Annotated in this window: 25 protein-coding genes and 1 tRNA gene; 13 read left to right on the forward strand and 13 right to left on the reverse strand. The window is 61.3% G+C overall.

Going from position 1 to position 25,553, the window contains the following annotated elements; genetic code table 11:
• Positions 1 to 5: 5 nt before the first annotated feature.
• Positions 6 to 419: a hypothetical protein gene (locus G7025_RS16805; protein WP_181080268.1), complete on the reverse strand. Its 414-nt coding sequence runs from the start codon at positions 417 to 419 to the stop codon at positions 6 to 8.
• 176 nt (positions 420 to 595) lie between these two features.
• Between G7025_RS16805 and G7025_RS16810 the strand changes: the two genes are divergently transcribed.
• Both G7025_RS16810 and G7025_RS16815 read left to right on the forward strand, forming a co-directional pair.
• Positions 596 to 1,561, forward strand: a complete 966-nt coding sequence (locus G7025_RS16810) for an arsenic resistance protein (RefSeq protein WP_181080269.1) — start codon at positions 596 to 598, stop codon at positions 1,559 to 1,561.
• A gap of 87 nt (positions 1,562 to 1,648) precedes the next feature.
• Positions 1,649 to 3,256 carry an ArnT family glycosyltransferase gene (locus G7025_RS16815; RefSeq protein WP_181080270.1) on the forward strand — a complete coding sequence of 536 codons (1,608 nt, stop codon included), beginning with the start codon at positions 1,649 to 1,651 and terminating at the stop codon, positions 3,254 to 3,256.
• A 153-nt stretch (positions 3,257 to 3,409) separates the two neighbouring features.
• Here the strand turns inward: G7025_RS16815 and G7025_RS16820 are convergent.
• The 4 genes from G7025_RS16820 to G7025_RS16835 all read right to left on the reverse strand — a co-directional run bounded on the left by G7025_RS16820 (position 3,410) and on the right by G7025_RS16835 (position 7,141).
• Positions 3,410 to 3,485 (reverse strand) — tRNA-Phe (locus G7025_RS16820).
• Positions 3,486 to 3,588: 103 nt separating this feature from the next.
• Entirely contained in the window at positions 3,589 to 3,861 is a 273-nt protein-coding gene (locus G7025_RS16825) for an oxidative damage protection protein (RefSeq protein ID WP_106577463.1), read from the reverse strand.
• Entirely contained in the window at positions 3,858 to 4,925 is a 1,068-nt protein-coding gene (mutY, locus tag G7025_RS16830) for an A/G-specific adenine glycosylase (RefSeq protein ID WP_181080271.1), read from the reverse strand. The genes G7025_RS16825 and mutY overlap by 4 nt, the downstream gene beginning before the upstream one ends.
• A complete protein-coding gene (locus tag G7025_RS16835; RefSeq protein ID WP_181080272.1) occupies positions 4,922 to 7,141 on the reverse strand; it encodes an AsmA family protein in 2,220 nt (739 codons plus the stop codon). Before G7025_RS16835 ends, mutY begins: the two co-directional genes overlap by 4 nt.
• 324 nt (positions 7,142 to 7,465) lie before the next feature.
• Here G7025_RS16835 and G7025_RS16840 point away from each other — a divergent pair, with 324 nt between their 5' ends.
• The 7 genes from G7025_RS16840 to G7025_RS16870 all read left to right on the forward strand — a co-directional run bounded on the left by G7025_RS16840 (position 7,466) and on the right by G7025_RS16870 (position 13,304).
• Positions 7,466 to 9,127, forward strand: coding sequence for an OFA family MFS transporter (locus tag G7025_RS16840; RefSeq protein WP_181080273.1), 1,662 nt, complete (start codon positions 7,466 to 7,468; stop codon positions 9,125 to 9,127).
• A gap of 169 nt (positions 9,128 to 9,296) precedes the next feature.
• Positions 9,297 to 9,890, forward strand: a complete 594-nt coding sequence (gene hisB / locus G7025_RS16845) for an imidazoleglycerol-phosphate dehydratase HisB (RefSeq protein ID WP_181080274.1) — start codon at positions 9,297 to 9,299, stop codon at positions 9,888 to 9,890.
• On the forward strand, positions 9,890 to 10,528 hold the full coding sequence (gene hisH / locus G7025_RS16850) for an imidazole glycerol phosphate synthase subunit HisH (RefSeq protein ID WP_181080275.1): 639 nt from the start codon (positions 9,890 to 9,892) through the stop codon (positions 10,526 to 10,528). Before hisB ends, hisH begins: the two co-directional genes overlap by 1 nt.
• Positions 10,529 to 10,789 carry a DUF2164 domain-containing protein gene (locus G7025_RS16855; RefSeq protein WP_181080276.1) on the forward strand — a complete coding sequence of 87 codons (261 nt, stop codon included), beginning with the start codon at positions 10,529 to 10,531 and terminating at the stop codon, positions 10,787 to 10,789. It abuts the gene before it with no gap.
• Positions 10,790 to 10,878: 89 nt separating this feature from the next.
• Positions 10,879 to 11,628 (forward strand): 1-(5-phosphoribosyl)-5-[(5-phosphoribosylamino)methylideneamino]imidazole-4-carboxamide isomerase, encoded by a 750-nt coding sequence (gene hisA / locus G7025_RS16860; protein ID WP_181080277.1) that lies wholly within the window; start codon positions 10,879 to 10,881, stop codon positions 11,626 to 11,628.
• 83 nt (positions 11,629 to 11,711) lie between these two features.
• Positions 11,712 to 12,482 (forward strand): imidazole glycerol phosphate synthase subunit HisF, encoded by a 771-nt coding sequence (gene hisF / locus G7025_RS16865; protein ID WP_181080278.1) that lies wholly within the window; start codon positions 11,712 to 11,714, stop codon positions 12,480 to 12,482.
• Between the two features lie 66 nt (positions 12,483 to 12,548).
• Positions 12,549 to 13,304 carry a substrate-binding periplasmic protein gene (locus tag G7025_RS16870; protein WP_181080279.1) on the forward strand — a complete coding sequence of 252 codons (756 nt, stop codon included), beginning with the start codon at positions 12,549 to 12,551 and terminating at the stop codon, positions 13,302 to 13,304.
• 2 nt (positions 13,305 to 13,306) lie between these two features.
• On the opposite strand, the gene G7025_RS16875 is transcribed toward G7025_RS16870, so the two are convergent.
• The 5 genes from G7025_RS16875 to gpmI form a co-directional block, all read right to left on the reverse strand.
• A complete protein-coding gene (locus G7025_RS16875; RefSeq protein WP_181080280.1) occupies positions 13,307 to 14,893 on the reverse strand; it encodes a serine protease in 1,587 nt (528 codons plus the stop codon).
• Positions 14,894 to 14,958: 65 nt separating this feature from the next.
• Positions 14,959 to 15,744 (reverse strand): divergent polysaccharide deacetylase family protein, encoded by a 786-nt coding sequence (locus G7025_RS16880; protein WP_181080281.1) that lies wholly within the window; start codon positions 15,742 to 15,744, stop codon positions 14,959 to 14,961.
• Position 15,745: 1 nt separating this feature from the next.
• A complete protein-coding gene (locus G7025_RS16885) occupies positions 15,746 to 17,062 on the reverse strand; it encodes a S41 family peptidase (protein ID WP_181080282.1) in 1,317 nt (438 codons plus the stop codon).
• A gap of 31 nt (positions 17,063 to 17,093) precedes the next feature.
• Positions 17,094 to 18,389, reverse strand: coding sequence for a murein hydrolase activator EnvC family protein (locus G7025_RS16890; protein ID WP_181080283.1), 1,296 nt, complete (start codon positions 18,387 to 18,389; stop codon positions 17,094 to 17,096).
• Positions 18,390 to 18,576: 187 nt separating this feature from the next.
• Positions 18,577 to 20,103, reverse strand: coding sequence for a 2,3-bisphosphoglycerate-independent phosphoglycerate mutase (gpmI, locus tag G7025_RS16895; RefSeq protein ID WP_181080284.1), 1,527 nt, complete (start codon positions 20,101 to 20,103; stop codon positions 18,577 to 18,579).
• Positions 20,104 to 20,253: 150 nt separating this feature from the next.
• On the opposite strand from gpmI, the gene G7025_RS16900 reads away from it, so the two are divergent.
• The 3 genes from G7025_RS16900 to secB are packed head-to-tail and all read left to right on the forward strand — an operon-like array spanning position 20,254 to position 21,444.
• Positions 20,254 to 20,667, forward strand: coding sequence for a rhodanese-like domain-containing protein (locus G7025_RS16900; protein WP_078731164.1), 414 nt, complete (start codon positions 20,254 to 20,256; stop codon positions 20,665 to 20,667).
• A 1-nt stretch (position 20,668) separates the two neighbouring features.
• Positions 20,669 to 20,923 carry a glutaredoxin 3 gene (gene grxC / locus G7025_RS16905; RefSeq protein ID WP_181080285.1) on the forward strand — a complete coding sequence of 85 codons (255 nt, stop codon included), beginning with the start codon at positions 20,669 to 20,671 and terminating at the stop codon, positions 20,921 to 20,923.
• Between the two features lie 41 nt (positions 20,924 to 20,964).
• The gene (gene secB / locus G7025_RS16910; protein ID WP_181080286.1) at positions 20,965 to 21,444 is read left to right on the forward strand and encodes a protein-export chaperone SecB; all 480 of its coding nucleotides are present in this window, start codon (positions 20,965 to 20,967) and stop codon (positions 21,442 to 21,444) included.
• Between the two features lie 114 nt (positions 21,445 to 21,558).
• Here the strand turns inward: secB and G7025_RS16915 are convergent, their stop codons facing one another.
• Positions 21,559 to 22,014, reverse strand: a complete 456-nt coding sequence (locus tag G7025_RS16915; protein ID WP_181080287.1) for a tRNA (cytidine(34)-2'-O)-methyltransferase — start codon at positions 22,012 to 22,014, stop codon at positions 21,559 to 21,561.
• Here G7025_RS16915 and G7025_RS16920 point away from each other — a divergent pair.
• Positions 22,013 to 22,453 (forward strand): hypothetical protein, encoded by a 441-nt coding sequence (locus tag G7025_RS16920; RefSeq protein ID WP_181080288.1) that lies wholly within the window; start codon positions 22,013 to 22,015, stop codon positions 22,451 to 22,453. The two genes, G7025_RS16915 and G7025_RS16920, sit on opposite strands and share 2 nt — an antisense overlap.
• A 375-nt stretch (positions 22,454 to 22,828) precedes the next feature.
• Here the strand turns inward: G7025_RS16920 and ntrC are convergent, their stop codons facing one another.
• The gene (gene ntrC / locus G7025_RS16925; RefSeq protein WP_181080289.1) at positions 22,829 to 24,265 is read right to left on the reverse strand and encodes a nitrogen regulation protein NR(I); all 1,437 of its coding nucleotides are present in this window, start codon (positions 24,263 to 24,265) and stop codon (positions 22,829 to 22,831) included.
• Entirely contained in the window at positions 24,262 to 25,347 is a 1,086-nt protein-coding gene (gene glnL, locus G7025_RS16930) for a nitrogen regulation protein NR(II) (RefSeq protein ID WP_181080290.1), read from the reverse strand. The genes ntrC and glnL overlap by 4 nt, the downstream gene beginning before the upstream one ends.
• Positions 25,348 to 25,553: the final 206 nt, after the last annotated feature.

The raw sequence follows: 25,553 nt of genomic DNA on the forward strand, positions 1-25,553 counted from the left end.
TTTTGTCAGTCTTGCGAGTTGGTAAGGGTTTGGGAGGCGGCAACGTAGTCCGCTTGAAACTGCGGCGATTCGATCCACGCCAGTGCGGCGGCTTCATCATCGCTGTCCGTGGCCCACTGCCGGTACTCGATCAGTGCCGCCAGGATAAAGTCGGTAGCTTCTTCTTCGCCTTCCTGCTCAAGTACCAGCGCGAGCAGCGGGTGGGCCAGGAATGCCGCGCATAGCGCTTGCTGACTGATCTCGCCGGCAACGCGCATCTCCACGAACAGCTCTGTTAAATCCACCGACTCCAAATCGATACGGCTGTCATCGCCGGCGAACGCATCCGGCTTAGTCGCGACCGCGCGCTGGGTGCGGTTCTGTTTGGCCTTGGCCTTGGCCCGGTGGGCACGTTTTTGCTGCTTGTTCGGCGAGGCCATGGGCTCACGTCCTTGGGGTCAGGATCTGGGTCAGGTATTGAAGCGCAGGTTGGCGCAAATCCCAAGGGTATCTGCCATTAATTGGCTGGCATGTTCCCGCCGTTCCAGCCGCTCGCCTGGTAATCACGCCAGTAGATGCTTAGGCTTGCGCCTTTGCGTTTCACCAGGGCGTTTCCATGACCCGCGACACCCTCGAACATCACCAAATCCCTATCTACTTCGTCACCGTCCTGCTGGCTGTCGGCTTCGGCCTGCTGGCGCCTTCGTGGGGGCACGGCCTGGGTGTGTGGATCACACCGGCCATCGCGGTGCTGATGTACGCGATGTTCCTGCAAATTCCGTTTCTGGACCTGCGCGAAGGCTTGAGCCGCAAGCGCTTCATGGCGGCCTTGCTGCTGGCTAATTTCATCCTGGTGCCCTTGCTGGTGTGGGGGCTGACCCTTGGCTTGGCGGAGCGTCCGGCGCTGCTGGTGGGGGCGTTGCTGGTGTTGCTGACGCCGTGCATTGATTACGTGGTGGTGTTTACCCATATCGGTAAGGGCGATTCACGGTTGATGCTCGCGGCGACGCCGGTGCTGCTTTTGCTGCAGTTGCTGCTGTTGCCGCTGTACTTGGGGCTGATGCTGGGGGCGCAATCCGGCGTGGTGATTGACGCGCAGCCGTTTGTGCAGGCGTTTGTGCTGCTGATTGTGGTGCCGATGGTGGCGGCGGTGGCGACCACGTTTGTGGCGCGCAGATCGGCACTCGTCTGCGCTTGGAGCGCGGCTTGGGCCTGGCTGCCGGTGCCGGCGATGGCGCTGGTGCTGTTTGTGGTGATCGGTTCGCAGATCACGTCGGTAGTGCGCGATTTCAGCCTGTTGCTGCCGGTCATTCCGGTCTATGTAGGTTTCCTGTTGCTGGCGCCGCTGACGGGCGCCTTGGCCGCGCGGCTGTTCGCGTTGCCGAGTGCGCCCGCGCGGGCGGTGACGTTCAGCGCGTCGACGCGCAATTCGCTGGTGGTGCTGCCGCTGGCGTTGGCATTACCCGAGGAGGTGCGTGGGCTGGCCGCTACGGCTGTCATCCTGCAAACCCTGGTGGAGCTGGTCGGCGAATTAATCTACGTGCGCCTGGTGCCCGCACTGGTATGGCGTGGCGGGCGCTGAAGGGTGAAAGATTGAGGGTTGTTCAGGCGCTATTCAGCAGGGCGACCGGCACCATAGGTCCGCGCTTTCTACCTGGCAGGTCAATCGATGGATCACCGCAACCGCTTTCGCCTGGAGTCCCTGGGCATTTTTCTGTTCGCCCTGATGCTGTTCACGCTGGGCATCTGGGACCAGCAGCCGCAGGGATTTGACGGGCGCTGGGCGCTGTTCCTGCAAGAAATGTATCGCCACGGCGCCAGTCTTTTTCCCACCACGTACGGCCAGCCCTACGCGGACTACCCCGGCACCGCGACGTTCTTCAGCTACCTGTTTGCCCGCCTGTTCGGTGCGCCCAATCATCTGGCCAACGTGCTGCCCACGGCGCTGGCTTCCGCCGGTGTGGTAGCGCTGATGTATCGCTTGCTGGCCCCTTCGAGTCGTCAGTGGGCGCTGCTCAGCGTGCTGTTGACACTGCTCACCACGCAATTGCTCGAAAAGTCCCGTTCGGTGTGTCTGGATCAGATGGTGGCGTTGCTCTGTGTAGGTAGTTTCTATCTGCTGCACACGGGGGAGCGCTTGGGTTCTCGATGCAGGCAACTGGCGGTCTTCCCGCTATTCGTGCTGGGCTTTGCCATACGCGGGCCGCTGGGGTTGATCGAGGTGTGCGGTGTGGTGTGCGTGTATTGGGCGCTGGGCAAACCGGGTGAGCGGGTCAGGCAGGTACTGATCCACGGCATCATCGGACTGATTTTGCTGGCGGCGTGCTGGTGGCTGCTGATGAAGCTCGCGCGGTTCAGCGGGGGCGAGGGGTTTGCCGCCGAGGTATTCAGGATGCAAGTGGGCGGGCGCCTGGATGAAAGCGGCGAGCCGTTCTATTTCTACTTCCAACTGAGTTTGTACCGCTACTTTCCGGTAGTGCCCCTGGCGCTGGCAGCGTTGTTTGCGTTGCGTCATCGCTGGTCTGAGCGTTGGGTAAATGATGACATGCAGCTCGTGGTGCGACTGGGAGCCTGCGGTTTGATGATCCTGATCGGGTTGTCGGTGCCGCATTTCAAGCGGGCTTATTACATCCTGCCCATGGTGCCGATGTTCGCCGCTGTCGCCGCCTATGGGCTGCTCCAGGCGCAAGGCTGGCTGACTGGCGTGCGCCGCTGCTACGAAGTGCTTGTCGCGGCTTTGCCGTCGTTGTGCGTGGTCGCGGTGTTTGTGTGTCGGCATGCATGGGAGAAACACGGTTACTGGCCTGACATCTCGTTGCCGCTGTTGATTGGCTCGCTGCTGGTGCTGCAGGCGGCCGCGCTGATCGCCTGGCGTCGGCCGCTGCGCTTGGTGTGGCTCAGTTTGATAGCGCTGCTGGGGCAATGGCTGATGCTGGTAAGCGTGGTGGAGCCGGCCAAGGACCTGCAATTCGATACGCGGCAGTTTGTCGGCCAGGTCGAGGCCCTGCGTGCCACGCAGCCGGGGCCGTTGGTGTTTGTCAATCTGGCGCGGGACACCTGGGCGGTGCGCTACATGATGAACCTGGATCACGATGAACAGCCGCTGTTCGTCGGTCGTGATCAAGTGCAGCGCCTGGCAGCGTTACCGCGCCCGGTATGGGTGATCGTCGCGCGCAAGGAAACCGCGTTGTTGAAGCAGACGCCGTTGGAGCATCTGGCTCCGGCGTTCAATGGGCGATTGAATGACAATCCGCTGATGGTGTTTTTGCTGGAGTGAGGTGAGTTTTTGTCTTGCGGGAAAGCCTCGAAGGAATGGGGCTAATGGAGCGGTTCATTGCTTCGAGAACAGGCCTGGGTGCAATAAAAAACCCGCACCAGGCGGGTTTCTTATGTGTTTCAGATGATATGTGCACCACCTGAAACTAATGAGTGGTGCCCAGAGACGGAATCGAACCGCCGACACGGGGATTTTCAATCCCCTGCTCTACCGACTGAGCTATCTGGGCAACGGGGCGCATTAAACGGGTTTTTCAGGGGGTCGTCAAGCAAGTTTTCAAAAAATATTTAATTATTACCGTCGCTTACGTTCCGACCCCGGTTTTTGATCAGTTATTGAGCAGGTGGTACGTAGCCGTCGGCCTTGGCGTAATCCTCGCCGGAAAAGAACTTGTCCATTTCGCCCTGCAGGTATTTGCGGTCTTCGGCGTTCATCATGTTCAGGCGTTTTTCGTTGATCAGCAGGGTCTGGTGTTTTTGCCAGTCGGCCCAGGCTTTGGCGGAGACGTTGTCGAAAATGTCCTGGCCCTTGGCGCCGGGAAACGGCGCGCGTTCCAGGGCAGGCAATTCTTCGTGGTACTTGCGGCACATGATGGTGCGGGTCATGACGACTCTCCTGCGTTCAATACATCGGCCGCGCGTTTGAGCAGTTTTTTCACCGGAGCGGCAAGGCCCAGGCGCGGCGGGGTGGCGAGGTTATACCAGAGCCAGTCGGCCTCGGCCACGTGATGGGCCGATTCCTGCACATGGACCAGCAGCGGTTCGATGGCCAACTGGAAGTGGCTGAAGGTGTGGATCAGCCCCGGCAGTGCCTGTTGCCTGCCCAGCTTGAGCGCATGCTGGTGGGCGAGGTGTTCCAGGTCCTGCAGGTCGTCCAGTTCCGGCAGGCTCCACAGGCCGCCCCACAAACCGGTGGACGGGCGGCGGTAAAGCAGAATCGCGCCCTCGGCATTGGCCAGCATCGGCATGAGCGTGCGCTTCTGCGGAATGCTCTTGCGTGGCTTGGGAATCGGGTAGCGCGTTTCCAGGCCTAGCCTATGGGCCTCGCAGCTCGTTTCCAGCGGGCACAACAGGCAACTGGGTCTGCTGCGGGTGCACAGGGTTGCGCCCATGTCCATCATCGCCTGGGTATAGGCGTTGACTCGGTCATGAGGTGTAAATCGCTCGGCGGTGGCCCACAGTTGCTTGGCTACCTTGGGCTCGCCTGGATAGCCTTCCTGCGCGGTAAATCGTGCCAGTACGCGCTTGACGTTACCGTCGAGGATCGGTGCGCGCAGGCCCATGCTCAGGCTGGCGATCGCGCCGGCGGTGGACAGGCCGATACCGGGCAGCTCGGTGAGTTTTTCCACATCCCGCGGAAACTCGCCGCCGTACTCGGCGACCACAATCTTCGCGGTCTTTTGCAGGTTGCGTGCGCGGGTGTAGTAACCCAGGCCCGTCCACAGGTGCAGCACTTCGTCTTCCGGTGCGGCGGCCAGGGCTTGGACCGTCGGCAGCGAGGCCATGAACCGGTCGAAGTAGTTGAGCACGGTGCTCACCTGGGTCTGCTGCAACATGATCTCCGAAACCCACACCCGGTAGGGTGTGATGCCCTGTTGCCAGGGCAGGTCATGGCGACCGTGGCGGTCGTACCAATCCAGCACCGCCGTTGAAAACTGCTCGTTTCTCATCGTTTGAACAGGCCTTTGAGCGCGTCTTTGAGTTGCGGGTTGACCTTGTCGAGTTTCTCTTCGAGCTTCTCGTTGAGACGGTTGCCGGCGGCCTTGACGGCAACCTGGCCGAGGCCGTCCTTGTCCAGGCGGCAGGCTTTGGCGCCCAGCTCCAGCGGGCCGCGGCAACGCAACGGCACTTCGATACCCTGGAAGTTGGCACCCACTTCGCAGGCTGGGTCCGGCACTTCGCGCTGGTCGCCCTCGACAATGATGCCAACCCGGTAATCCATGCCCAGCACGCGCAGGTCCACGTCACCGTTGCCGTTGACCGTCAGGCCGGGGATGCGCACTTTCAGGTCCGGGTTGTTGGCCACGCCGTTACGGAACGTCAGGTTGCCCCTCAGCTCCTGGAATGGCGTGTCCTTGCCGCGTTGCTCGCCGCTCAAGGTCTTGCGGTTGAGCAGGGCGATGCCGGTGCACAGTTGCTGTTCAAGGTTGGCGTTGAGCAGCACGCCGTTGTTGATTACGAAGCTGGCGGTGCCGTTAAGGCTGTCGATCAGGGCTTTCTGGCTGTTGCCACGGCCGCTGAGGTTGCTGTCCAGCGTCACCTGGCCTTTGACCGGCGGCGTCTGCCCCTGGGCCTGCAGGATGCGTTCGACGGGGACTTGTTTGATGCGGGTTTGCAGCGCGAGCACCGGGATGTCCTGACGCACATCCAGATTGCCGTTTGCCTGGAAGGTGCCGTTGTAGAGCCCGCCGCTCAGGGTGTCGAGCTTGAGCTGGCCATCGACGCCGGATGCTTTGAGCACCGCGTTCTGGATCGGCAGTTTGCTCAAGGTCAATTGGCCGAACGCGAGGTCTGCATTCACGTCGAGCGTGCGCAGGCGCGTCAGCGGCAGCAGCTTGTCGGTGCTCCAGGCGCCTTTGGTCGGCGCCTCCGGCAGCGGCGTGGTGCCGCCGGCGGCCATCGCGCCGGCCTCGCTGTTCTGGACTTCGGCCTGGCGTGCGGCGCTGGCACCCTTGGCGGATTCGGACTTGGCGGGCAGGTAATTGTCGGCGTTGAACGTGTCGCCCTTGAGTTGAACGCGCAGCGACTGCCTGGCGAAGTCATCCACCGCCACGCGACCGGTGAAGGTGCTGCCGTCGAGTTTCAGGTTCAAATCTTCCAGGGCGAGGCTGGTCGGCGTGCCTTTGAGGCGGCTGACCAGTTCGACTTTGCTCAGGCTGCCCTCGGCCATCGGCGGCAGCGGGTTGCCCACGCTGTCGAGGAACTTGGCCAGGTCGAACTGAGCGATCGACAAAGCGCCGTTGAGTTGCGGGGTCTTGTCCAGGTCGTTGATCTTCAGCTCGCCCAGGGCACGCAATTGGTTGGCCGAGAGCTTCAGGTTGGTCCATTCGGCGATGTTGGCCGCCTGGTCCACCAGCAACTGGCCTTGGGTGGAAAAGCTTACGGTCTTGCCTTGCAGCGGTTCGCCCGTGGCTTCGCCGCTGATGCGCATGTCTTCGAACTGGTAGCGCTTGAGCGCACGCTGGATGCGCAGATTGCCGATCAGTTCGGTCTTGAGGCGCATCACCGGCTGGTTACTGCCGAAGAACGCAGTGAGCTTGACCGGAATGCTCGCGCCTTCATGAATGGCGCCGGCGCTCAACTGAATGCTTTCGGCGCTGAACTGCTTGCCGGTCTGTTCGTCGTTGTATTCGACGCGTGCGTTGTTGATGGTCAGGCTGTCGATGTCCAGGCGGATGGGCTGGGCCGGTTTCTCCGGTTTGACCTCGGCGGCTGGCTGCGCCGGTGTGGGCGCGCTGGCGGTCGCTTCGGAGGCGTCAGGGACGTTCTTGCCGATGTCTTCCCAGTTGCCGTGACCCTGCTTGTCGCGGTTCAGGCGCAGGTTCAGGCCTTCGACACGCACATCGCTCATTTGCACTTCACGGCGCAGCAGCGGCAGCACGCGTACCGACAGGCCGAGCATCTGCAGGTCGGCGAACGGTTGGGTCGGATTGGTCAGGGTCGCCACGCTGGCTTCGTGCAGTTCCAGGCCCAGCCAGGGGAACAGGCTCCAGCCGATGTCGCCATTGAGCGTCAGCTCGATGTGGGCCTTGTCGCGGGCAATCTGGCGGATCTCATCTTTGTAGTCGTTGGGATCGAAGAGGTGGGTCAAGGCAAAGCCGAGAGCCACAATGATCAGCAACAGCCCGAGAAGTACCAGACCCAGGATTTTGCCGAACGCTTTCATGGGCGAGTCCTTGTATGTCGATTTCAAAAATTAGCCGCAGAGTATAACGCCCGACGGCCTGCGTCAGTTCAACGATCGTTACATTGTATCCATGGGGGCGAGAACAGGTTTTTGGCGTCAAACAAACTGAAATTCCTTAAAAAGGTGATGGCATTTTGGTTTTTTTCGCGTTTGTAGATGCTAATCTCTGCGCGTTCGTCCGCCTTCTGCGACCTATCGTCGCGCCAAAATGGAGTTTCGCTCAATAAAACGGCCACGCTTTGCGTGCAAGGCCGGGGGGAAGCGCGCCTGACGGACGCATACCAATAACTGGGGGAAACACCAATGAGCACTCGCACGGCGGCCGCTTCTACAGCCGCACAGCCAGCGTTCCTGTCCAAGGAACGCATCATCGCCAAGCCCGGGTTCAACCGCTGGCTGGTTCCACCGGCCGCCCTGGCCATCCACTTGTGCATCGGTATGGCCTATGGCTTCTCGGTGTTCTGGTTGCCGTTGTCCAAGGCGCTGGGTATCACCGCTCCGGTTGCCTGCGCGCCGGACATGAGCTTCATCGCACAAGTTTTCTCGTCCCAATGTGACTGGCCTATCTCGATGCTGGGCTGGATCTACACCCTGTTCTTCATCTTCCTGGGCTGCTCGGCGGCGATCTGGGGCGGCTGGCTGGAACACGCCGGGCCGCGCAAGGCCGGCGTTGTATCGGCATTGTGCTGGTGCGGCGGCCTGCTGATCTCGGCGCTGGGGATCTATACCCACCAGATCTGGCTGATGTGGATCGGCTCCGGCGTGATCGGCGGTATCGGCTTGGGCTTGGGGTACATCTCGCCCGTGTCGACCCTGATCAAGTGGTTCCCGGACAAGCGCGGCATGGCCACCGGCATGGCGATCATGGGTTTCGGCGGCGGCGCGATGGTGGGTGCACCACTGGCCGCGGCCCTGATGGGCCATTTCGCCTCGCCGACCAGCGTCGGCGTGTGGCAGAGCTTTCTGGTGATGGCTGCGATCTACTTCGTGTTCATGATCGGTGGCGCGCTGTCCTATCGCGTTCCGCCGACCGGCTGGAAGCCTGAGGGCTGGACCGCACCGGCGAAAAAAGCCAGCAATGCGATGATCACCCACCGTCACGTACACGTGAACGTGGCGTGGAAAACCCCGCAATTCCGTCTGGTATGGCTGGTGCTGTGCCTGAACGTCTCGGCCGGTATCGGTATTCTGGGCATGGCGTCGCCGCTGTTGCAGGAAGTGTTCGGCGGCAAGCTGCTGGGCGTGGACGTACCGTTCGGCCAACTGGATGCCGGGCAACTGGCCTCGATCGCAGCGATTGCCGCAGGCTTCACCGGTCTGTTGAGTCTGTTCAACATCGGTGGCCGGTTCTTCTGGGCGTCGTTCTCCGACTACCTGGGGCGTAAAAATACCTACTTCGTGTTCTTCGCCCTGGGCTTTGCCCTGTACGCGTTGATCCCGAACCTGGGGCACCTGGGCAATGTGGCGCTGTTCGTGGCCGCGTTCTGCATCATCCTGTCGATGTACGGCGGTGGTTTTGCGACCGTGCCGGCGTACCTGGCCGACCTGTTCGGTACCCAAATGGTCGGTGCGATCCACGGTCGACTGCTGACGGCCTGGGCGGCCGCGGGCGTATTGGGTCCGGTGCTGGTGAACTACTTGCGTGAATATCAACTGAGCCTCGGCGTTGAACGCGCTGCGGCCTATGACATCACCTTGTACATCCTCGCCGGCCTGCTGGTGCTGGGTTTCATCTGCAACCTGCTGGTGCGCCCGGTGGCCGACAAGTACTTCATGACCGACGCGGAACTGGCCGCCGAGCAGGCGCTGGGCCATGACAAGGGTGCCGATGCCAGCACCGTGCTGGAGTGGAAAGCATCCGCGGCCAGCAAGCCAATGGCGATCGCCGCCTGGCTGGTGGTGGGTATACCGTTGGCGTGGGGTGTGTGGGTAACCCTGCAGAAGACGGCTGTCCTGTTCCACTAAGTTGATTGCAGGCGGGCGCACCATCCTGGAGCGCCCGCTTGTATGCACATGTCTATCCCCGACATTGCCCGCCTCAACTCGTCAGTCTTATCCCCTCCGATGTTTCTGTTTAGCGCCCGCGCCCCTATAATGGCTGCCTTTTTCGCCCAACGATTTTGCGGAGCTGGTAATGGTCGAACGTATGGCGTCCGTCGAGCGCGACACTCTGGAAACCCAGATCAAAGCCTCGATCAACCTGGATGGCACCGGAAAGGCCCGATTTGATATCGGCGTCCCTTTTCTTGAGCACATGCTGGACCAGATCGCCCGTCACGGGTTGATCGACCTGGATATCGTCTGCAAGGGCGACCTGCATATCGATGACCACCACACCGTGGAAGACGTCGGCATCACGCTCGGGCAGGCGTTTGCCAAAGCCATCGGCGACAAAAAAGGCATCCGTCGCTACGGTCACGCCTATGTGCCGCTGGACGAAGCGCTGTCGCGCGTGGTGATCGACTTCTCCGGCCGCCCTGGCCTGCAGATGCACGTGCCATACACCCGCGCCACCGTGGGCGGCTTCGATGTCGACCTGTTCCAGGAATTCTTCCAGGGCTTCGTTAACCACGCCCTGGTCAGCCTGCACATCGACAACCTGCGCGGCACCAATACCCACCACCAGATCGAAACCGTGTTCAAGGCTTTCGGCCGCGCGCTGCGCATGGCCGTGGAGCTGGATGAGCGCATGGCCGGGCAAATGCCCTCGACCAAGGGCGTGCTGTAATGCAGACGGTCGCGGTTATCGATTACGGCATGGGTAACCTGCACTCGGTGGCCAAGGCCCTCGAGCACGTAGGCGCCGGCAAGGTGCTGATCACCAGCGATGCCAAGGTGATTCGCGAAGCCGACCGTGTGGTGTTCCCAGGCGTTGGCGCGATTCGCGATTGCATGGCCGAGATCCGCCGCCTGGGCTTTGACAGCCTGGTGCGTGAAGTCAGCCAGGACCGCCCGTTCCTCGGCATCTGCGTGGGCATGCAAGCCTTGCTCGACAACAGTGAAGAGAACGAAGGCGTCGACTGCATCGGCCTGTTCCCAGGCCAGGTGAAGTTTTTCGGCAAAGACCTGCATGAAGACGGTGAACACCTGAAGGTCCCGCACATGGGCTGGAACGAAGTCCGCCAGACCGTGGATCACCCGCTGTGGCACGAAGTGCCGGACATGGCGCGTTTCTACTTCGTGCACAGCTACTACATCGCCGCCGCCAAGCCCGGCCAGGTGGTGGGTGGCGGGCACTACGGCGTCGACTTTGCCGCAGCGCTGGCCGACGGTTCGCGGTTTGCCGTGCAGTTCCACCCGGAGAAAAGCCATACCCATGGCCTGCAATTGCTGCAGAACTTCGCCGCGTGGGACGGGCGCTGGTAAGTGGCCAGGAAGCCGAAACCGCCGATCCTGACCCTCACGCCCGAACAGGAGAGTGAGGCGACCGTCAAGATCAAGCGATTCATGGAGGACCGCTTCGAGCTCAAACTGGGCTCGTTCGAGGTCGCCGAGATTCTTGAGCTGTTCACCACCGAAGTGGCTCCGCACTATTACAACAGGGCGATTTTCGATACGCAGACGCTCCTTAAAGAACGGTTCGAAAGCATAGAAAGCGACCTGTGGTCGCTTGAAAAGAGCAGCTGAAAGCTTCAAGCCCAGGCTGCAAGAATTGATACGCGTGCTTGCTTGCAGCTTATAGCTTGCAGCTTGCAGCTCTTTGACGAAGGAAAAGCATGCTAATTATCCCCGCTATCGATCTCAAGGACGGCGCCTGCGTACGTCTGCGCCAAGGCCGCATGGAAGATTCCACCGTGTTCTCCGATGACCCGGTGAGCATGGCTGCCAAATGGGTGGAAGGGGGCTGCCGTCGTCTGCATCTGGTGGACTTGAACGGCGCCTTCGAAGGCCAGCCGGTCAATGGTGAAGTCGTCACCGCCATCGCCAAGCGCTACCCGAACCTGCCGATCCAGATCGGCGGCGGTATCCGCTCTCTGGAAACCATCGAGCATTACGTCAAGGCAGGCGTGAGCTACGTGATCATCGGCACTAAGGCGGTCAAAGACCCGGCGTTTGTCGCCCAAGCCTGTCGCGCGTTTCCCGGCAAAGTGATCGTGGGCCTGGATGCCAAGGACGGTTTCGTCGCCACCGACGGCTGGGCTGAGATCAGCACCGTGCAGGTGATCGACCTTGCCAGGCAGTTCGAAGCCGATGGCGTGTCCGCCATCGTTTATACCGACATCGCCAAAGACGGCATGATGCAGGGCTGCAACGTGCCGTTCACCGCGGCACTGGCGGCGGCGACGAAAATTCCGGTGATCGCTTCCGGCGGTATCCACAACCTGGGTGACATCAAGTCACTGCTGGACGCCAAGGCCCCCGGCATCATTGGCGCCATCACCGGCCGTGCGATCTATGAGGGCACGCTGGACGTGGCTGAAGCTCAAGCTTTTTGTGATGGCTACGCGGCCAGCTCCAAGTCGTAGGCTGCAAGCTGCAAGTAAAAGCAGATCTGCTTCTACTTGCAGCCTATAGCTCAAAGCTTGCAACTCTTATCGGAGATAAGCCCATGGCTTTAGCCAGACGCATCATCCCTTGCCTGGACGTCGACAACGGTCGCGTGGTCAAGGGCGTCAAGTTCGAGAACATCCGCGACGCCGGCGACCCGGTGGAAATCGCCCGTCGCTACGATGAGCAGGGTGCCGACGAGATTACCTTTCTCGACATTACCGCCAGCGTCGACGGCCGCGACACCACCCTGCACACCGTTGAGCGCATGGCCAGCCAGGTGTTTATCCCGCTGACCGTCGGCGGTGGCGTGCGCACCGTGCAAGACATCCGCAACCTGCTCAATGCCGGCGCCGACAAGGTTTCGATCAACACCGCGGCGGTGTTCAATCCCGAGTTTGTCGGCGAAGCGGCACAGCACTTCGGCTCGCAATGCATCGTGGTGGCCATTGACGCCAAGAAGGTCTCCGGCCCCGGCGAAACCCCGCGCTGGGAGATCTTCACCCACGGCGGCCGCAAACCCACCGGCCTGGACGCGGTGGAGTGGGCGATGAAAATGGAAGGCCTGGGCGCCGGTGAAATCCTGCTGACCAGCATGGACCAGGACGGCATGAAAAACGGCTTCGACCTGGGTGTGACGCGCGCCATCAGCGATGCTTTGGGCATTCCGGTGATCGCTTCCGGCGGCGTCGGCACCCTGCAGCACTTGGCTGACGGTGTCATCGAAGGCCACGCCAGCGCGGTGCTGGCGGCGAGTATTTTCCACTTTGGCGAGTACACCGTTCCTGAGGCCAAGGCCTACATGGCAGCTCGCGGTATCGTCGTTCGCTAAACGTTGCTGGACACCATGGCAGGCGCGCGGCACTCTCTGCGCTTGCCATGGATTTCGGTAACCTTCATGTTCAAACACCTGCTGCTCGCCCTCGCCGGCACCTCCCTCCTGTTGGCCGGTTCGGCCCGCGCCGACGACGCATCCGGCAGCCCTCTGGTGCTGCTCACGGAAAATTTCCCGCCCTATAACATGGCCAAAAACGGCAAAAACTTCGCCAAGGACGAGAACATCGAAGGCATCGCCGTGGACATCGTGCGCGAAACCTTTAAGCGCGCCGGGATCTCTTACGACCTCACCTTGCGTTTCCCTTGGGAACGAATCTACAAGCTCGCCCTGGAAAAGCCCGGTTATGGTGTGTTCGTCATGGCGCGCCTGCCGGACCGCGAAGCGCTGTTCAAATGGGTCGGCCCCATCGGTCCGGATGACTGGGTATTGCTGGCCAAGGCCGACAGCACTATCCAGCTGGACGACCTGGAGCACGCACGGCGCTACAAGATCGGCGCCTACAAAGGTGACGCCATCGCTGAAAGCCTCGAAAAACAGGGGCTCAAGCCTGTGGTCGTGCTGCGTGATCAAGACAACGCGCAAAAGCTCATGGATGGCCGGATTGACCTTTGGGCCACCGGCGACCCGGCCGGGCGATACCTGGCGCGGCAAGTCGGCATCACCAGCTTCAAGACGGTTTTGCGCTTCAATAGCGCCCAGCTCTACCTCGCGCTGAACAAGAACGTACCGGACAAGCAGGTGAGCAAACTGCAGGCGGCGCTGGATCAGCTGCGCAAAGAAGGCGTGATCGACGAGATCATGGCGCGTTACCTCTAGCCTCAGCGCGGCTTGAGCAGGTCCACACGCAGGGTAGACGGCTGGTCCGCCTGGTCGAAGGCATAGGTACAGATTTTGTACGGTGTGTTTCTGACGCTGATCACCTGGGCATACTTTTCCAGCACCATGCCGGGGTGATCATTGAGTGGGTAGACCAAGTCGATGATCTCGTCCTCTTCATCCGCCGCCGCAGGCGCCGGTGGAATGGGCCGATAGCCCACGGGGCGCAGGCAATCGGTGGTCGCCGCAGGGCCGAACTTGTAGGTATAGCGGTGCATGAATGGCGGCGCCAGGTTCCAGATGACGGTATAGGCCGCCGAGCCTTGTTTATCCAGGTTGATGGTCACATTCGGCGTACGTGCCGGCCCTGGCTCGGCGAGCTCGACCGCAAGGGTCAGGGCGTTTCTCATCATGCCGTTGGTTACGCGCTGTTCTGCGGACTCGACCCCGACAATACACAGCATGTGCATCCCCGTTTGCGGGCCGATGGCGTCGTTCACGTAGGCGCCTTCCGCTTTGATCGGCACGCTGTAGAGCGCCGGGTTTTCGCAGTCGATGGCGCGGCGGGTGGTCTTGTAGCGATAGAACGGAGTATTGGTGGTGAAGGTCAGGTTCCAGCGCGGCACGATGTCTTCGCCTTTGCCACCTGCGGGCTTGATGAAGTACTGCTGGATGGGCTCCAGGTTCTGAAAGGTGATGGATGTGGTCGGGTAGAGATCGCAGTGTTCGCTGTCGGCCTGCAGCATGCCGTCGACGAAACACTGATTGAGGAAGCTCACCGGGCTGCCGTAGTTCGTCTCGGGGTGCCAGACAGCTGTACCGCCATGGATTTCACACGGTGCATCGCGCTGGCATTTGCGCTCCTCTGGCTGGCCTGTGGTGCTGGTGCTGAGGATGCCGAAGAGCTGGTTGGTCGCCCGGTCCAGCAAGGGCGCGCCGAAGCTGCCCACGCCGACGCCCTGGCACTGGTTCTTCAGGGTGACCCGCCACACAAACGGCTGCTCCACCAGTTCGCGTGACGTTTGTTGCGTGCAGGCGGACAGCTGCAGGGTGTCCCATTCCGGAGCGATCAGGGTGAGAATATCACTGCCACTGGCAGGCACTTCTTCCGCCAGTTTCAATGGCTGGATACCGGCCTTGATCAGGTCGGCCAGTGAAGCCTGCAACTCGACAATCGCCAGGTCGACCCCTTGGCTGCTTCCCCATTTCAGGGTTTTCAGCGGGTAGGTCTTGAGGGCTTCGAGGGTGTCGTCGAAGTAGTTGAAGCTGATGCTGCCCTTGATCGGCAAGTCGCGTTGCACCGCGCCGTTCAGGCGGTGCAGGCAGTGACTGCTGGTCAGCACATAGGCCGGACCGGACGTGCCGTCCTCGGTGCGCGTGTCCAGCAGGCTGGCGGTACAGAGCGTCTGGGTTTCGTTTCTGATTCGGCCGATACCGTTCCAGTGGTCGTGCTGATGCTGGGCATTGGACAACAGGCGGGCAGGGCTGGCGTTGGCCAGGCCTTCGCCGAAGTCCTTGGGCGTGGCGTGCAGTGTGGCGCAAAGACCGCCGAGCAGCAGACCTGAAGCAACCCTGTGTGTGATGTTCATGGACTGTCCTTACAGAATGAGTCGAAGGCTCACTATTCAGGACTGATGGGCGCGAGGCGCTGTAGTTATCTAGGGGCCGGGCGGTAAGTGCCGTCCCTGCCATGCCCGGCCATGGCCAGGTTGCTGCGCACGCTGATCATCAATTTGATATCGATCCACTCAACGCCTTGGGCCTTGAGCTTGGGCAACTCGCGCTCCAGCACCGCCAGGGTTTGCGGGTAAGGATGCCCGATCATTACTGCCGAGCCCTGTTTGTGCGCCAGCTTGATCGCGGTTTGCAGTTGCGTGGTAATCGCCGCTTCCGTGCGTTCGTCGTCCAGGAATACATCCCGCGAAACATGGGCCAGGCCAATTTTCTGCGCCTCGGCGGCGGCCACGGTCTGTGCGCTGGTGCGGCTGTCGACGAAAAACTTGTTGCGCCGTTGCAGCTCTGCCATCAGCCAGGCCATGGCTTGTGGCTGGGCGGTCATGCGGCTGCCCATATGATTATTGATGCCGGCCGTATAGGGCACCGCATTGAAGGCCGCATCCAGGCGTTTGCCGAGTTCTTCGATGGGGAGTTCGGGGTGCCAGGCGAATGGGCCGGTGGCTGGGTCCATGGGCATGTGCAGGATCACGATCTTGCCGGCCTTGTGTGCCTCGCGGGCGAATTCGGCGGCATGGGGCGTGTCGGGCATGATCGCCGTGGTGACCGGCCCCGGCAGGGCCAGCACGCGACGATCCCTGGGCAGGTTTTGCCCAAGGTCGTCGATGATCAGGGTGAGATAGGCTTTGCGGGGCTCGCCGGCAGGGGCCGCGTGGGCGACACCTGCCAGGCTGCACAGCACAGCGATGATCAGGGCAAAACGCATATCAACGGCTGCGCGTGATGCTCAAGCCCTTGAGCAGGCTCAACGCCTGGGCCAGTTGGTAATCGTCGTCCTGCGGCATCGGCTTGGCTTTGGCGCCGCTGCCGGTCGGCTGGTCGGCGCCGCCGTTGCCATTGCCCAGGTGACCTTGCAGGTCGGCCTCTTTGTAGTACTCGCTGTCGATCTCGTTGGTGATCCTGGCCTTGCGTACTTCGATGTCCGGCACGATGCCCTGAGCCTGGATCGAACGCCCGTTCGGCGTGTAGTACAGCGCCGTGGTGATCTTCAGAGCGCGCTCGTTGTTCAGCGGCAACACGGTCTGTACCGAACCTTTGCCGAAACTGGTGGTGCCCATCAGCACGCCACGCTTCTGGTCCTGCAGGGCACCGGCGACGATTTCCGAGGCCGAGGCGCTGCCGCCGTTGATCAGCACGGCCAACGGCACGTTCTCGCTGAGGTCGTTGCCGGTGGCCGAGAAGCGCAGCTCGGAATTGGCGATGCGGCCCTTGGTGTAGACGATCAGGCCCTTGGTGATGAAATGGTCGACCACTTCCACCGCCGACTGCAGCACGCCGCCCGGGTTGTTGCGCAGGTCGAGCACAATACCGCTGAGCTTCTTGCCGTTGTCCTTGCGCAGCTTGGCCAGGGCCTTGGCCACTTCGTCGCCGGTCTTGACCTGGAACTGCGTGATGCGGATATAGCCGTAGCCCGACTCCAGCAACTGGCTCTTCACGCTCTTGACCGTGATGGTTGCGCGGGTCAGCGTCACGTCGAACGGGTTGCCGCCGTCGCGCACCAGGGTCAGGGTGATTTTCTGGCCGATCTTGCCGCGCATCTTGTCGACGGCTTCGGTCATGGTCTGGCCGCGGGTCGGCTGGCCGTTGATCTTGACGATAAAGTCGCCGGCCTGAATACCGGCCTTGGAGGCTGGGGTGTCGTCGATCGGCGAGACGACCTTGATGTTGCCGTCTTCGGCGCCGACTTCAATGCCCAGGCCGCCGAACTCACCGCTGGTGCTTTCCTGCAGCTCGGCGAAATCTTCCGGCCCGAGGTACGCGGAGTGCGGGTCGAGGTTGCTGAGCATGCCCTTGATGGCATTTTCCAGCAGGGTCTTGTCGTCTACGGGTTCGACATAGGCTGCCTTGATGCGGTCCATGACCTCGGCAAAGGTGCGCAGCTCTTCCAGCGGCAACGGCGCCTTGGTGGTCGCGGCCGTGGCGGCAGGTGCAGCCGGAGCGGCCTGGTCGGCAAAAGCCAGAGGCGCGCCGATCACCAGAGCGATCGTCAGGGCCAGCGAAGTGAGGCGGGACAAATGCAGCATGTCGAACGAACTCCTAATGTAGATGCGACCCTTATCCTTGGGTTCTGCACCATTGTGCGGGATCGCTTGGGCGACCCTGCTGACGAATAGCGAAGTACAACGCCGGGGTGTCCTGGCCGCCACTGTTACCGACAGTGGAGATGGATTCACCGGCTTTTACAACATCACCTGCCGACTTGAGTAATGTCTGATTGTGGCCGTAAAGGCTCAAATAGCCATTCCCGTGGTCGAGAATCACCAATAAACCGGCCCCGCGCAGCCAATCGGCAAACACTACGCGGCCACCGTGGACGGCGTGGACCTGGCTGCCGGCAGCGGCGCTGATCATTACACCATCCCACTTGGCGCGGGTGTCGTCGCCGCGGGTTTCTCCGAAGCGTGCCAGTAATCGACCATCAACCGGCCATGGAAGTTTGCCGCGTGCCGAAGCAAATGGCCCGCCGAAGGATTCCCCGGCGCTGGAAACCAGCGGGCCGGGAGCCGCGTGCGCCGGTTTACGCGGCGCCGGCGCATCCGAGGTGGCGGCCAGCTCGGCCTCGCGCTGGCGCTTTTTTTCCGCTTCCTGCTGGGCGATCAGCGCTTTTTGCCGTGCTTCTTCGGCCTCACGCGCCTGGCGGGCCAGGGTTTCTTCGATGGTCTTGAGTACTTTCGCCAGGTCGGCCTGGTCCTGTTCACGGGCCTGCAGCTTGGCGTCGCGTGCCTTTACATCGTCATTGAGCTTGGCCAAGGCCAACTGGCGTTCCTTGCGAACCTTGTCCAGTTCGTTGCGCTGGGCGTCCAGGCTGCTCTTCTGGTCTTCCAGCTGCGACTGCTGGTTAGTGATCTCCTGTTCCACATTGGCCAACTGGCGCAGGGTCTCGTTGAAGCTTTTCAATTGCTCCAGGCGGGCCTTGCTCAGGTAATCGTAGTAGGTCAGGGTGCGCGCGAATTTTTCCGGGTTCTGCTGGTTGAGCAGCAGCTTTAAGTATTCCTGGCGGCCGCTCTGGTAGGCGGCGCGGGCCTGGATCGCGATCAGGCGTTGCTGTTCAACGCGTGCGCTCTGGAGTTTTTTTTTCTCAGCGTCGAGTCGCTCCAGTTCCGACTCGCTCTTCTTTAGTTCTTTTTGCAACTCTTGGACTTGCTTCTCCAGCTTGCCCATTTCGGTTTCCGTACCGCGCAGGTCTTTCTGCACTCCGGATTTTTCTTCCTGGAGCTTGCCGAGCAGTTTCTTCAACTCGGCAATGTCCTGACGCGTAGCGTCCAACTGTTGTTGGGTTTGTGCGCGCTCGTCGGCAAACGCCGGTTGGAGCAGGCAGACAAGAGCAAGGGTAATCAAGGCGCGAAGCATAGAGGCGGGCGACACCAGGGGGAAAGGGACGGCCTAGTATGCCCGCCAAGCGCTGCAAAAAAAACGCCCAATTCGGGCTCGCGGACAAGTTAGGCGCCGAGTGGCGGTGGTATGGCAAAAAGATATCTACCAAACACCGCAGATCCAATGTGGGAGAGGGCAAGCCCCTCCCACACGGTTGTTTAGATCAAACCAGGATTGAGGTGCCAGTCATCTCTTTGGGCTTCTCCAACCCCATCAGCATCAACATGGTCGGTGCCACGTCCGCCAGCACGCCGCCCTCACGCACTTTGAAATCGCGCTTGCCCACATAGATGAACGGCACCGGCTCGGTGGTGTGGGCCGTGTGGGCCTGACCGGTGGATTCGTCGGACATCTGCTCGCAGTTGCCGTGGTCGGCCGTGATCAGCGCTTCGCCGCCGACGTTTTCCAGGGCTTCGACAATGCGGCCGACGCACCGGTCCAGGCATTCGACGGCCTGGGTGGCGGCCTTGAGATTGCCGCTGTGGCCGACCATGTCGCCGTTGGCGTAGTTGACCACGATCACGTCGTAGCGCTGGTGTTCGATGGCGTCGACGATTTTGTCGGTGACTTCCGGCGCGCTCATTTCCGGCTGCAGGTCGTAGGTGGCGACTTTCGGCGATGGGATCAGGATGCGTTCTTCGCCGGGAAACGGCTCTTCGCGGCCGCCGGAGAAGAAGAAGGTCACGTGGGCGTATTTCTCGGTTTCAGCGATACGCAGCTGGGTCTTGCCGTTTTTCGCCAGGTAATCACCCAGTACGTTTTCCAGGCTGCCGGGGGCGAAAGCCGACGGCGCCGGGATGTTCGCGGCGTATTGGGTGAGCATCACGAACTCGACTTTCGGCTGGCGCGCGCGCTCGAAGTCTTTGAAGCCGGCGTCGACGAATACGTGGCTCAGCTCGCGGGCGCGGTCGGCGCGGAAGTTCATGAACACCACGGCGTCGCCGTCTTCGACTTTCACCGGCTCGCCGATGGTGGTGGCTTTGACGAACTCATCGCTCTCGCCCCGCGCATAGGCAGCTTCCAGGCCTTCCTGGGCGGTGGCGGCGTGGAATTCGGCCTGGCCGTCGACAATCAGGTTGTAGGCCTGGGACACGCGATCCCAGCGATTGTCGCGGTCCATGGCGAAGTAGCGGCCCACCAGGCTGGCGATGCGGCCCTTGCCCAAGGTGGCAAAGGTGGCATCCAACAGCTCGATAGACGATTGTGCGCTTTTGGGCGGCGTGTCGCGGCCATCAAGGAAGGCATGCAGGTAAATCTTGTCGGCGCCGCGCTTGAACGCCAGTTCTGCCATGGCGACCAGATGATCCTGGTGGCTGTGCACGCCGCCATCGGACAGCAGGCCCATGAAGTGCACGGCCTTGCCCGCAGCGACTGCTTTATCTACCGCCGCGCAGATGGTTGGGTTTTCGAAGAACTCGCCATCGCGGATCGCTTTGGTCACGCGGGTAAAGTCCTGATAGACCACTCGTCCGGCGCCCAGATTCATATGGCCGACTTCCGAGTTGCCCATCTGGCCGTCCGGCAGGCCCACGTCCATGCCCGAGCCGGAGATCAGGCCGTTGGGCACAGTGGCGGTCAGGCGATCCAGTACGGGCTTGTCGGCCGCGTATACGGCGTTGTCGTGGTGGCTTTCACTGTGTCCGAAGCCATCGAGAATTATCAGGACCAAAGGTTTAGGCGTAGTAGTCATAGATCCTCTCGCGGCGTTAATAAGGAAGGCAATGGAAAAGGGAGTGGCAGTTTAAAGCGAAGTTCCGACCACGTCACCGCTTTACGGGGGTTGGCCCCCCCTGGCGGCTGTGTATACTTACCGCCATTTTAACGCCCTGGAACCTCCTTGATGGTTGATCACCTGATTGCATTTGCCACTGCCCACTATCTGCTCGTGGGTGCCTTTGTCATTCTGCTGGCGCTGCTGATCGCTCATGAAATGAGCCGTGGTGGCCGCAGCCTGAGCACATCGGAACTGACCGCGCTGGTCAACAAGGATGAAGCCATCGTGGTGGATATCCGCCCCGCCAAGGATTTCGCCACCGGCCATATCGTCGGCGCCCTGAACATTCCGCAGGACAAGCTGATCGCACGCCTGCCCGAGCTGGAAAAGCACAAGGCCAAGACCATCATTCTGGTCGATGCCCAGGGCCAGCACGCCGGCACCCACGCCCGCGAGATGCTCAAGACTGGTTTCACCGCTGCCAAGCTGTCGGGCGGTATCAGCAGCTGGCGCGCCGATAATCTGCCGCTGGTGAAGTGATATGAGCCAGGTCATCGTGTATTCCAGCGATTGGTGCCCTTACTGCATGCGGGCCAAGGCCTTGCTCGAGAAGAAGGGCGTTGCTTTCGAAGAGATCAAGGTCGACGGCAAACCCCAGGTGCGTGCCGAGATGGCCCAGAAAGCGGGGCGTACGTCCGTGCCGCAGATCTGGATCGGTAGCCGGCATGTTGGTGGCTGCGATGATCTGTTTGCCCTGGAGCGCGCCGGTAAGCTCGATGCGCTGCTGGACGCCTGACTCCCAACCCTTAAAGACCCCAAGATAAAGAAGGATCTGCGATGACTGATCAACAGAACACTGAAGCAGCAGAAGCCCAAGGCCCGCAATTCTCGCTGCAACGCATCTATGTGCGCGACCTGTCGTTCGAAGCGCCGAAAAGCCCGGCAATCTTCCGCCAGGAATGGTCCCCCAGCGTTGCACTGGACCTCAACACCCGCCAGAAATCCCTGGAAGGCGACTTCCACGAAGTGGTGCTGACCCTGTCGGTTACCGTCAAGAATGGCGAAGAAGTGGCCTTTATCGCTGAAGTTCAACAGGCCGGCATCTTCCTGATCCAGGGCCTGGACGAAGCGTCCATGAGCCACACACTCGGCGCGTTCTGCCCGAACATCCTGTTCCCGTATGCCCGCGAGACCCTGGACAGCCTGGTCACCCGTGGCTCGTTCCCTGCGCTGATGCTGGCTCCGGTGAACTTCGATGCCCTGTACGCTCAAGAGCTGCAGCGTATGCAGCAGGAAGGTTCGTCGACGGTTCAGTAAGCGCGAACCCAATGTGGGAGGGGGCTTGCCCTCGATAACGGAGTGTCAGTCGTCATCCAGGTGACTGAACTACCGCTATCGGGGGGCAAGCCCCCTCCCATATTTGTTTGTGTATTACTTGAAACCGAGCTGGCGCCAGCCCTCGTAGACGGCTACGGCGACGGTGTTCGACAGGTTCAGGCTGCGGCAACCCTCGCGCATCGGCAGGCGCAGGCGATGGCCATCGGGCAGTGCGTCAAGTACGTCGGCGGGCAGTCCCCGGCTTTCAGGGCCGAACAGGAAGGCATCGCCTTCGGCAAAGCTGGCATCGTGGAACGGCCGCGAGCCTTTGGTGGTGAACGCGAACAAGCGCGGCTGGCCTAGGCTCTCCAGGCAGCTGGCGAGGTCGGCATGACGCTTGAGGGTTGCGTACTCGTGATAATCGAGGCCGGCGCGGCGCAGGCGTTTGTCGTCCATGTCGAAGCCCAGCGGCTCGATCAGGTGCAGGTGGCAGCCACTGTTGGCGCACAGCCTGATAACGTTGCCGGTGTTCGGCGGAATTTCTGGTTGAAAAAGGATGACGTGAAACATGCACGGCTCCGAAGGCAAAGATGGGCTGCATTCTACCCTCGAAGAGGACCCAAGACCGAAGCTATTGCCGAAGGTCATGGGCTCGTTGGCGATTGTCGGCCTGATGGTGGGCCTGATGATCGGCCGCTTGACCATTCCCGGCCCGGTTGAATTGCAGCAGGTAGAGACGGCGGCGGACGGCGTTGTACTGTGGTTCAACAGTGAACCCAAACTGCATGGCGAACACATCGACGGTACGCTGGCGTTGTTGTTTGACGCCCAGGGAAAGGCTGCCAGTGGGCAAGTCAAGGTCAACGACAGGGATGTGAATTGGCGCATCCGCAAGACCGACGGCGGCTTGCTGCTGAACCTGGTCGCGGCGCGGCCGTTGCGTGGGGAGTGGAAAGGCGAGGAGGTCGATGACCGCTGGCGGCTGGAGGTCCATCTCCAAGGGCAATAAAAGAGGGAGTTCCCGGCCTGCCTGTACCAGGGCTCCCAAAACGGGGTGAAGCCGCGAAGGCTTCGATATTAAAGAGGGGATTCTCGGCCTGCCTGTACCAAGGTCCCCGAAACTGGGTAATACAAGAGTTATTGCAGGGCGCGTGCCAGAGTGGCTAAGTTGTGCCAAAAAACTTCTTCAGAACGCGCAAGGCCCCGGGATACGGGGCCTTGCTGTTTTCGGGGTTCAGTTTTTTCTCAGCGGCTCTGAGGTTTCAGGCCTTGGATCCATGCCCGATGCCGGTTCATGGTGCATTGAAGCGGTGCATGCTCTTGAAGCTTTATGAAGGTCCAAATGTGGGAGCCCTTCCCACATTAAACCTAGGTAGATTGGAGATCAGGCGTCGTCGCCCTCATCGTCATCCCCACCATCCACCTTCATGCCCAGTTCCTTGATCTTGCGCGTCAGGGTATTACGACCCCAACCCAGCAACACAGCGGCATCGCGACGGCGGCCGGCGGTGTGCTTCAGTGCGGTCTCGATCATGATCCGCTCGAATGCCGGTACAGCGCTGTCCAGCAGGTTCGACTGACCGCGTGCCAGGGCCTGGTCGGCCCATTGGCGCAAGGCCTGTTCCCAGTTGGTCACCGGTGCCGAATCCTGCGGCAGGCTCAGCAGCTCCGGCGGCAAGTCGCTGATGTGCACTTCGCGCCCGGACGCCATCACCGTGATCCAGCGGCAGGTGTTCTCCAGCTGGCGTACGTTACCCGGCCATGGCAGGTTCTTCAGGTATTCCTCGGTTTCGCTTTTGAGCACCTTCGGCTCGACGGCCAGTTCAAGGGCAGCGCGGCTGAGGAAGTGGCGGGCGAGGGTCGGGATATCTTCGCGGCGGTCCGACATGCGTGGGATATGGATGCGGATCACGTTGAGACGGTGGAACAAGTCTTCACGGAATTTGCCCGCGTGCACCAGGGTTTCCAGGTTCTGGTGGGTGGCGGCGATGATGCGTACATCGACCTTCACCGGGGTGTGCCCGCCGACGCGGTAAAACTCGCCATCGGCCAGTACGCGCAGCAAGCGGGTCTGAGTGTCGGCCGGCATGTCGCCGATTTCGTCGAGGAACAGCGTGCCGCCGTCGGCCTGTTCAAAGCGCCCGCGACGCAGGTTGGCCGCGCCGGTGAAAGCGCCTTTCTCATGGCCGAACAGCTCGGACTCCATCAGATCCTTGGGGATCGCCGCCATGTTCAGCGCGATAAACGGCGATGCCGCCCGCGGGCTGTGGCGGTGCAGGGCGTGGGCCACCAACTCTTTACCGGTACCCGACTCGCCGTTGATCAACACGGTGATGTTGGAATGGCTCAGACGCCCGATAGCGCGAAACACTTCCTGCATCGCCGGCGCTTCGCCGATGATTTCCGGGGTGCGGGTCAGAGTCGGTGGCGCTTCCTGATTCTGCTGCTCCTGGGCGTGCTGGTTGGCGCGCTTGACCAGCGCCACGGCCTCGTCCACATCGAAAGGCTTGGGCAGGTACTCAAAGGCGCCGCCCTGATAGGAGGCGACAGCGCTGTCCAGGTCCGAGTGCGCGGTCATGATGATCACCGGCAGGCGCGGATGCTGCTCGCGAATCCGCGCCAGCAGGTCCAGGCCACTGGCGCCGGGCATGCGGATGTCGGAGATGATCACGTCCGGCTGCTGGCGTGCCAGGCGGCTCATCACGCCGTCGGCGCTGTCGAAACTCTGGGTGGTCATGCCTTCCTGTTGCAAGGCTTTCTCCAGGACCCAGCGGATAGAACGGTCGTCATCGACGATCCACACAGTTTCACTACGGCTCATGTCGATGGGGCTCCTTGTTCCAGTGGCAGAAAGATCGAGAACGTGGTGTGGCCGGGATGGCTCTCACATTCGATCAAGCCCTGATGCTGGCTGATGATGTTCTGGGTAATGGCCAGGCCCAGCCCGGTACCGTCCGGGCGGCCGCTGACCATGGGAAAGAAGATTGTTTCCTGCAGTTCCGCAGGAATGCCCGGGCCGTTGTCGATGATCTCGACCTTGGTCACCAGGCGGTGGCGCACATGGCCGATGGTGAACTGGCGCAGGGCGCGGGTGCGCAGGCTGATGCGACCCAGGCGCAGCTCGTTCTGGCTGCTGATGGCCTGCATGGCGTTGCGCACGATATTGAGCACCGCCTGGATCATCTGCTCGCGGTCGATCAACACGTCGGGGATGCTGGGGTCGTAGTCGCGCACCAAGGTAATGCAGCCTTGGCTTTCGGCCTCCACGAGTTGGCAGACGCGTTCGAGCACCTCGTGCACGTTGGTCAGCGCCAGCGACGGCAACTTGTTGGAGCCGAGCATGCGATCCACCAGATTACGCAGGCGGTCGGCTTCTTCGATGATGACGTTGGTGTAGTCCTTGAGGTTCTCGTCCGGCAACTCGCGGGCCAGCAGCTGTGCCGCGCCACGGATACCGCCGAGGGGGTTCTTGATCTCGTGGGCCAGGCCGCGCACCAGCATCTTGCTGGTTTCCTGCTTGGACAGCTGAGCTTCCTCTTTGGTAATGCGCAGCAGGCGATCGCGGGGGTGTACTTCAAGCAGCAGCAGGGTGGCGCCGTTGCTCAGGATCGGGGTTACGGCGTAGTCGACGGTGAGGGTCTGGCCGGTAAGGGCGGTGAGCATCGCTTCGCGCTTGGTGAAGGGATGCGCCTGTTCAACCGCCTGGCGCAACGAACTCAAGGCCTCGGCCGACTCGGTGAACAATTCGCTGATGAACTGGCCATGGCTGCGCTGGCCGCTGATGGCCAGGAGCATCTCCGCCGCCGGGTTCATGTACTCAAGACGCAGATCGTCGTTGAGCAGAATGGTCGCGGTGGTCAGGTTGTCGAGTAGCAAACGGTGCAGTGCATCGCTGATGGTCATCAGGACCTCTTTTGGAGCAAGGCGCGGGCTTGAGGCACACGCTGATACCAAGAAAATGCAAAAACCAAACCAAGGCTCCGAAAAGAAGCGCGCAGGCCCTGAAATAAGGGTTTTTGGCGCGCAACTATGGCGTTCTGCCAGCTTTGCCGTGAAGTTTCGAACCAAATTGGGCTGATGGGTTGAGTAGGGTGCAGCTTGTTGCACCA

This window comes from Pseudomonas lurida, from assembly GCF_013522705.1.
Classification (GTDB): Bacteria; Pseudomonadota; Gammaproteobacteria; order Pseudomonadales; family Pseudomonadaceae; genus Aquipseudomonas; species Aquipseudomonas quebecensis.

What these genes read in the sequence shown, in the direction of transcription:
- G7025_RS16880 (WP_181080281.1), bottom strand. Translation starts at nt 15,744, where the DNA reads ATGCGTTTTGCCCTGATCATCGCTGTGCTGTGCAGCCTGGCAGGTGTC.
- G7025_RS16840 (WP_181080273.1), top strand. Translation starts at nt 7,466, where the DNA reads ATGAGCACTCGCACGGCGGCCGCTTCTACAGCCGCACAGCCAGCGTTC.
- G7025_RS16890 (WP_181080283.1), bottom strand. Translation starts at nt 18,389, where the DNA reads ATGCTTCGCGCCTTGATTACCCTTGCTCTTGTCTGCCTGCTCCAACCG.
- gpmI (WP_181080284.1), bottom strand. Translation starts at nt 20,103, where the DNA reads ATGACTACTACGCCTAAACCTTTGGTCCTGATAATTCTCGATGGCTTC.
- glnL (WP_181080290.1), bottom strand. Translation starts at nt 25,347, where the DNA reads ATGACCATCAGCGATGCACTGCACCGTTTGCTACTCGACAACCTGACC.
- G7025_RS16825 (WP_106577463.1), bottom strand. Translation starts at nt 3,861, where the DNA reads ATGACCCGCACCATCATGTGCCGCAAGTACCACGAAGAATTGCCTGCC.
- mutY (WP_181080271.1), bottom strand. Translation starts at nt 4,925, where the DNA reads ATGAGAAACGAGCAGTTTTCAACGGCGGTGCTGGATTGGTACGACCGC.
- G7025_RS16805 (WP_181080268.1), bottom strand. Translation starts at nt 419, where the DNA reads ATGGCCTCGCCGAACAAGCAGCAAAAACGTGCCCACCGGGCCAAGGCC.
- ntrC (WP_181080289.1), bottom strand. Translation starts at nt 24,265, where the DNA reads ATGAGCCGTAGTGAAACTGTGTGGATCGTCGATGACGACCGTTCTATC.
- secB (WP_181080286.1), top strand. Translation starts at nt 20,965, where the DNA reads ATGACTGATCAACAGAACACTGAAGCAGCAGAAGCCCAAGGCCCGCAA.
- hisA (WP_181080277.1), top strand. Translation starts at nt 10,879, where the DNA reads ATGCTAATTATCCCCGCTATCGATCTCAAGGACGGCGCCTGCGTACGT.
- G7025_RS16875 (WP_181080280.1), bottom strand. Translation starts at nt 14,893, where the DNA reads ATGAACATCACACACAGGGTTGCTTCAGGTCTGCTGCTCGGCGGTCTT.
- G7025_RS16810 (WP_181080269.1), top strand. Translation starts at nt 596, where the DNA reads ATGACCCGCGACACCCTCGAACATCACCAAATCCCTATCTACTTCGTC.
- G7025_RS16835 (WP_181080272.1), bottom strand. Translation starts at nt 7,141, where the DNA reads ATGAAAGCGTTCGGCAAAATCCTGGGTCTGGTACTTCTCGGGCTGTTG.
- grxC (WP_181080285.1), top strand. Translation starts at nt 20,669, where the DNA reads ATGAGCCAGGTCATCGTGTATTCCAGCGATTGGTGCCCTTACTGCATG.
- G7025_RS16920 (WP_181080288.1), top strand. Translation starts at nt 22,013, where the DNA reads ATGCACGGCTCCGAAGGCAAAGATGGGCTGCATTCTACCCTCGAAGAG.
- hisF (WP_181080278.1), top strand. Translation starts at nt 11,712, where the DNA reads ATGGCTTTAGCCAGACGCATCATCCCTTGCCTGGACGTCGACAACGGT.
- G7025_RS16885 (WP_181080282.1), bottom strand. Translation starts at nt 17,062, where the DNA reads ATGCTGCATTTGTCCCGCCTCACTTCGCTGGCCCTGACGATCGCTCTG.
- G7025_RS16900 (WP_078731164.1), top strand. Translation starts at nt 20,254, where the DNA reads ATGGTTGATCACCTGATTGCATTTGCCACTGCCCACTATCTGCTCGTG.
- hisH (WP_181080275.1), top strand. Translation starts at nt 9,890, where the DNA reads ATGCAGACGGTCGCGGTTATCGATTACGGCATGGGTAACCTGCACTCG.
- hisB (WP_181080274.1), top strand. Translation starts at nt 9,297, where the DNA reads ATGGTCGAACGTATGGCGTCCGTCGAGCGCGACACTCTGGAAACCCAG.
- G7025_RS16815 (WP_181080270.1), top strand. Translation starts at nt 1,649, where the DNA reads ATGGATCACCGCAACCGCTTTCGCCTGGAGTCCCTGGGCATTTTTCTG.
- G7025_RS16870 (WP_181080279.1), top strand. Translation starts at nt 12,549, where the DNA reads ATGTTCAAACACCTGCTGCTCGCCCTCGCCGGCACCTCCCTCCTGTTG.
- G7025_RS16915 (WP_181080287.1), bottom strand. Translation starts at nt 22,014, where the DNA reads ATGTTTCACGTCATCCTTTTTCAACCAGAAATTCCGCCGAACACCGGC.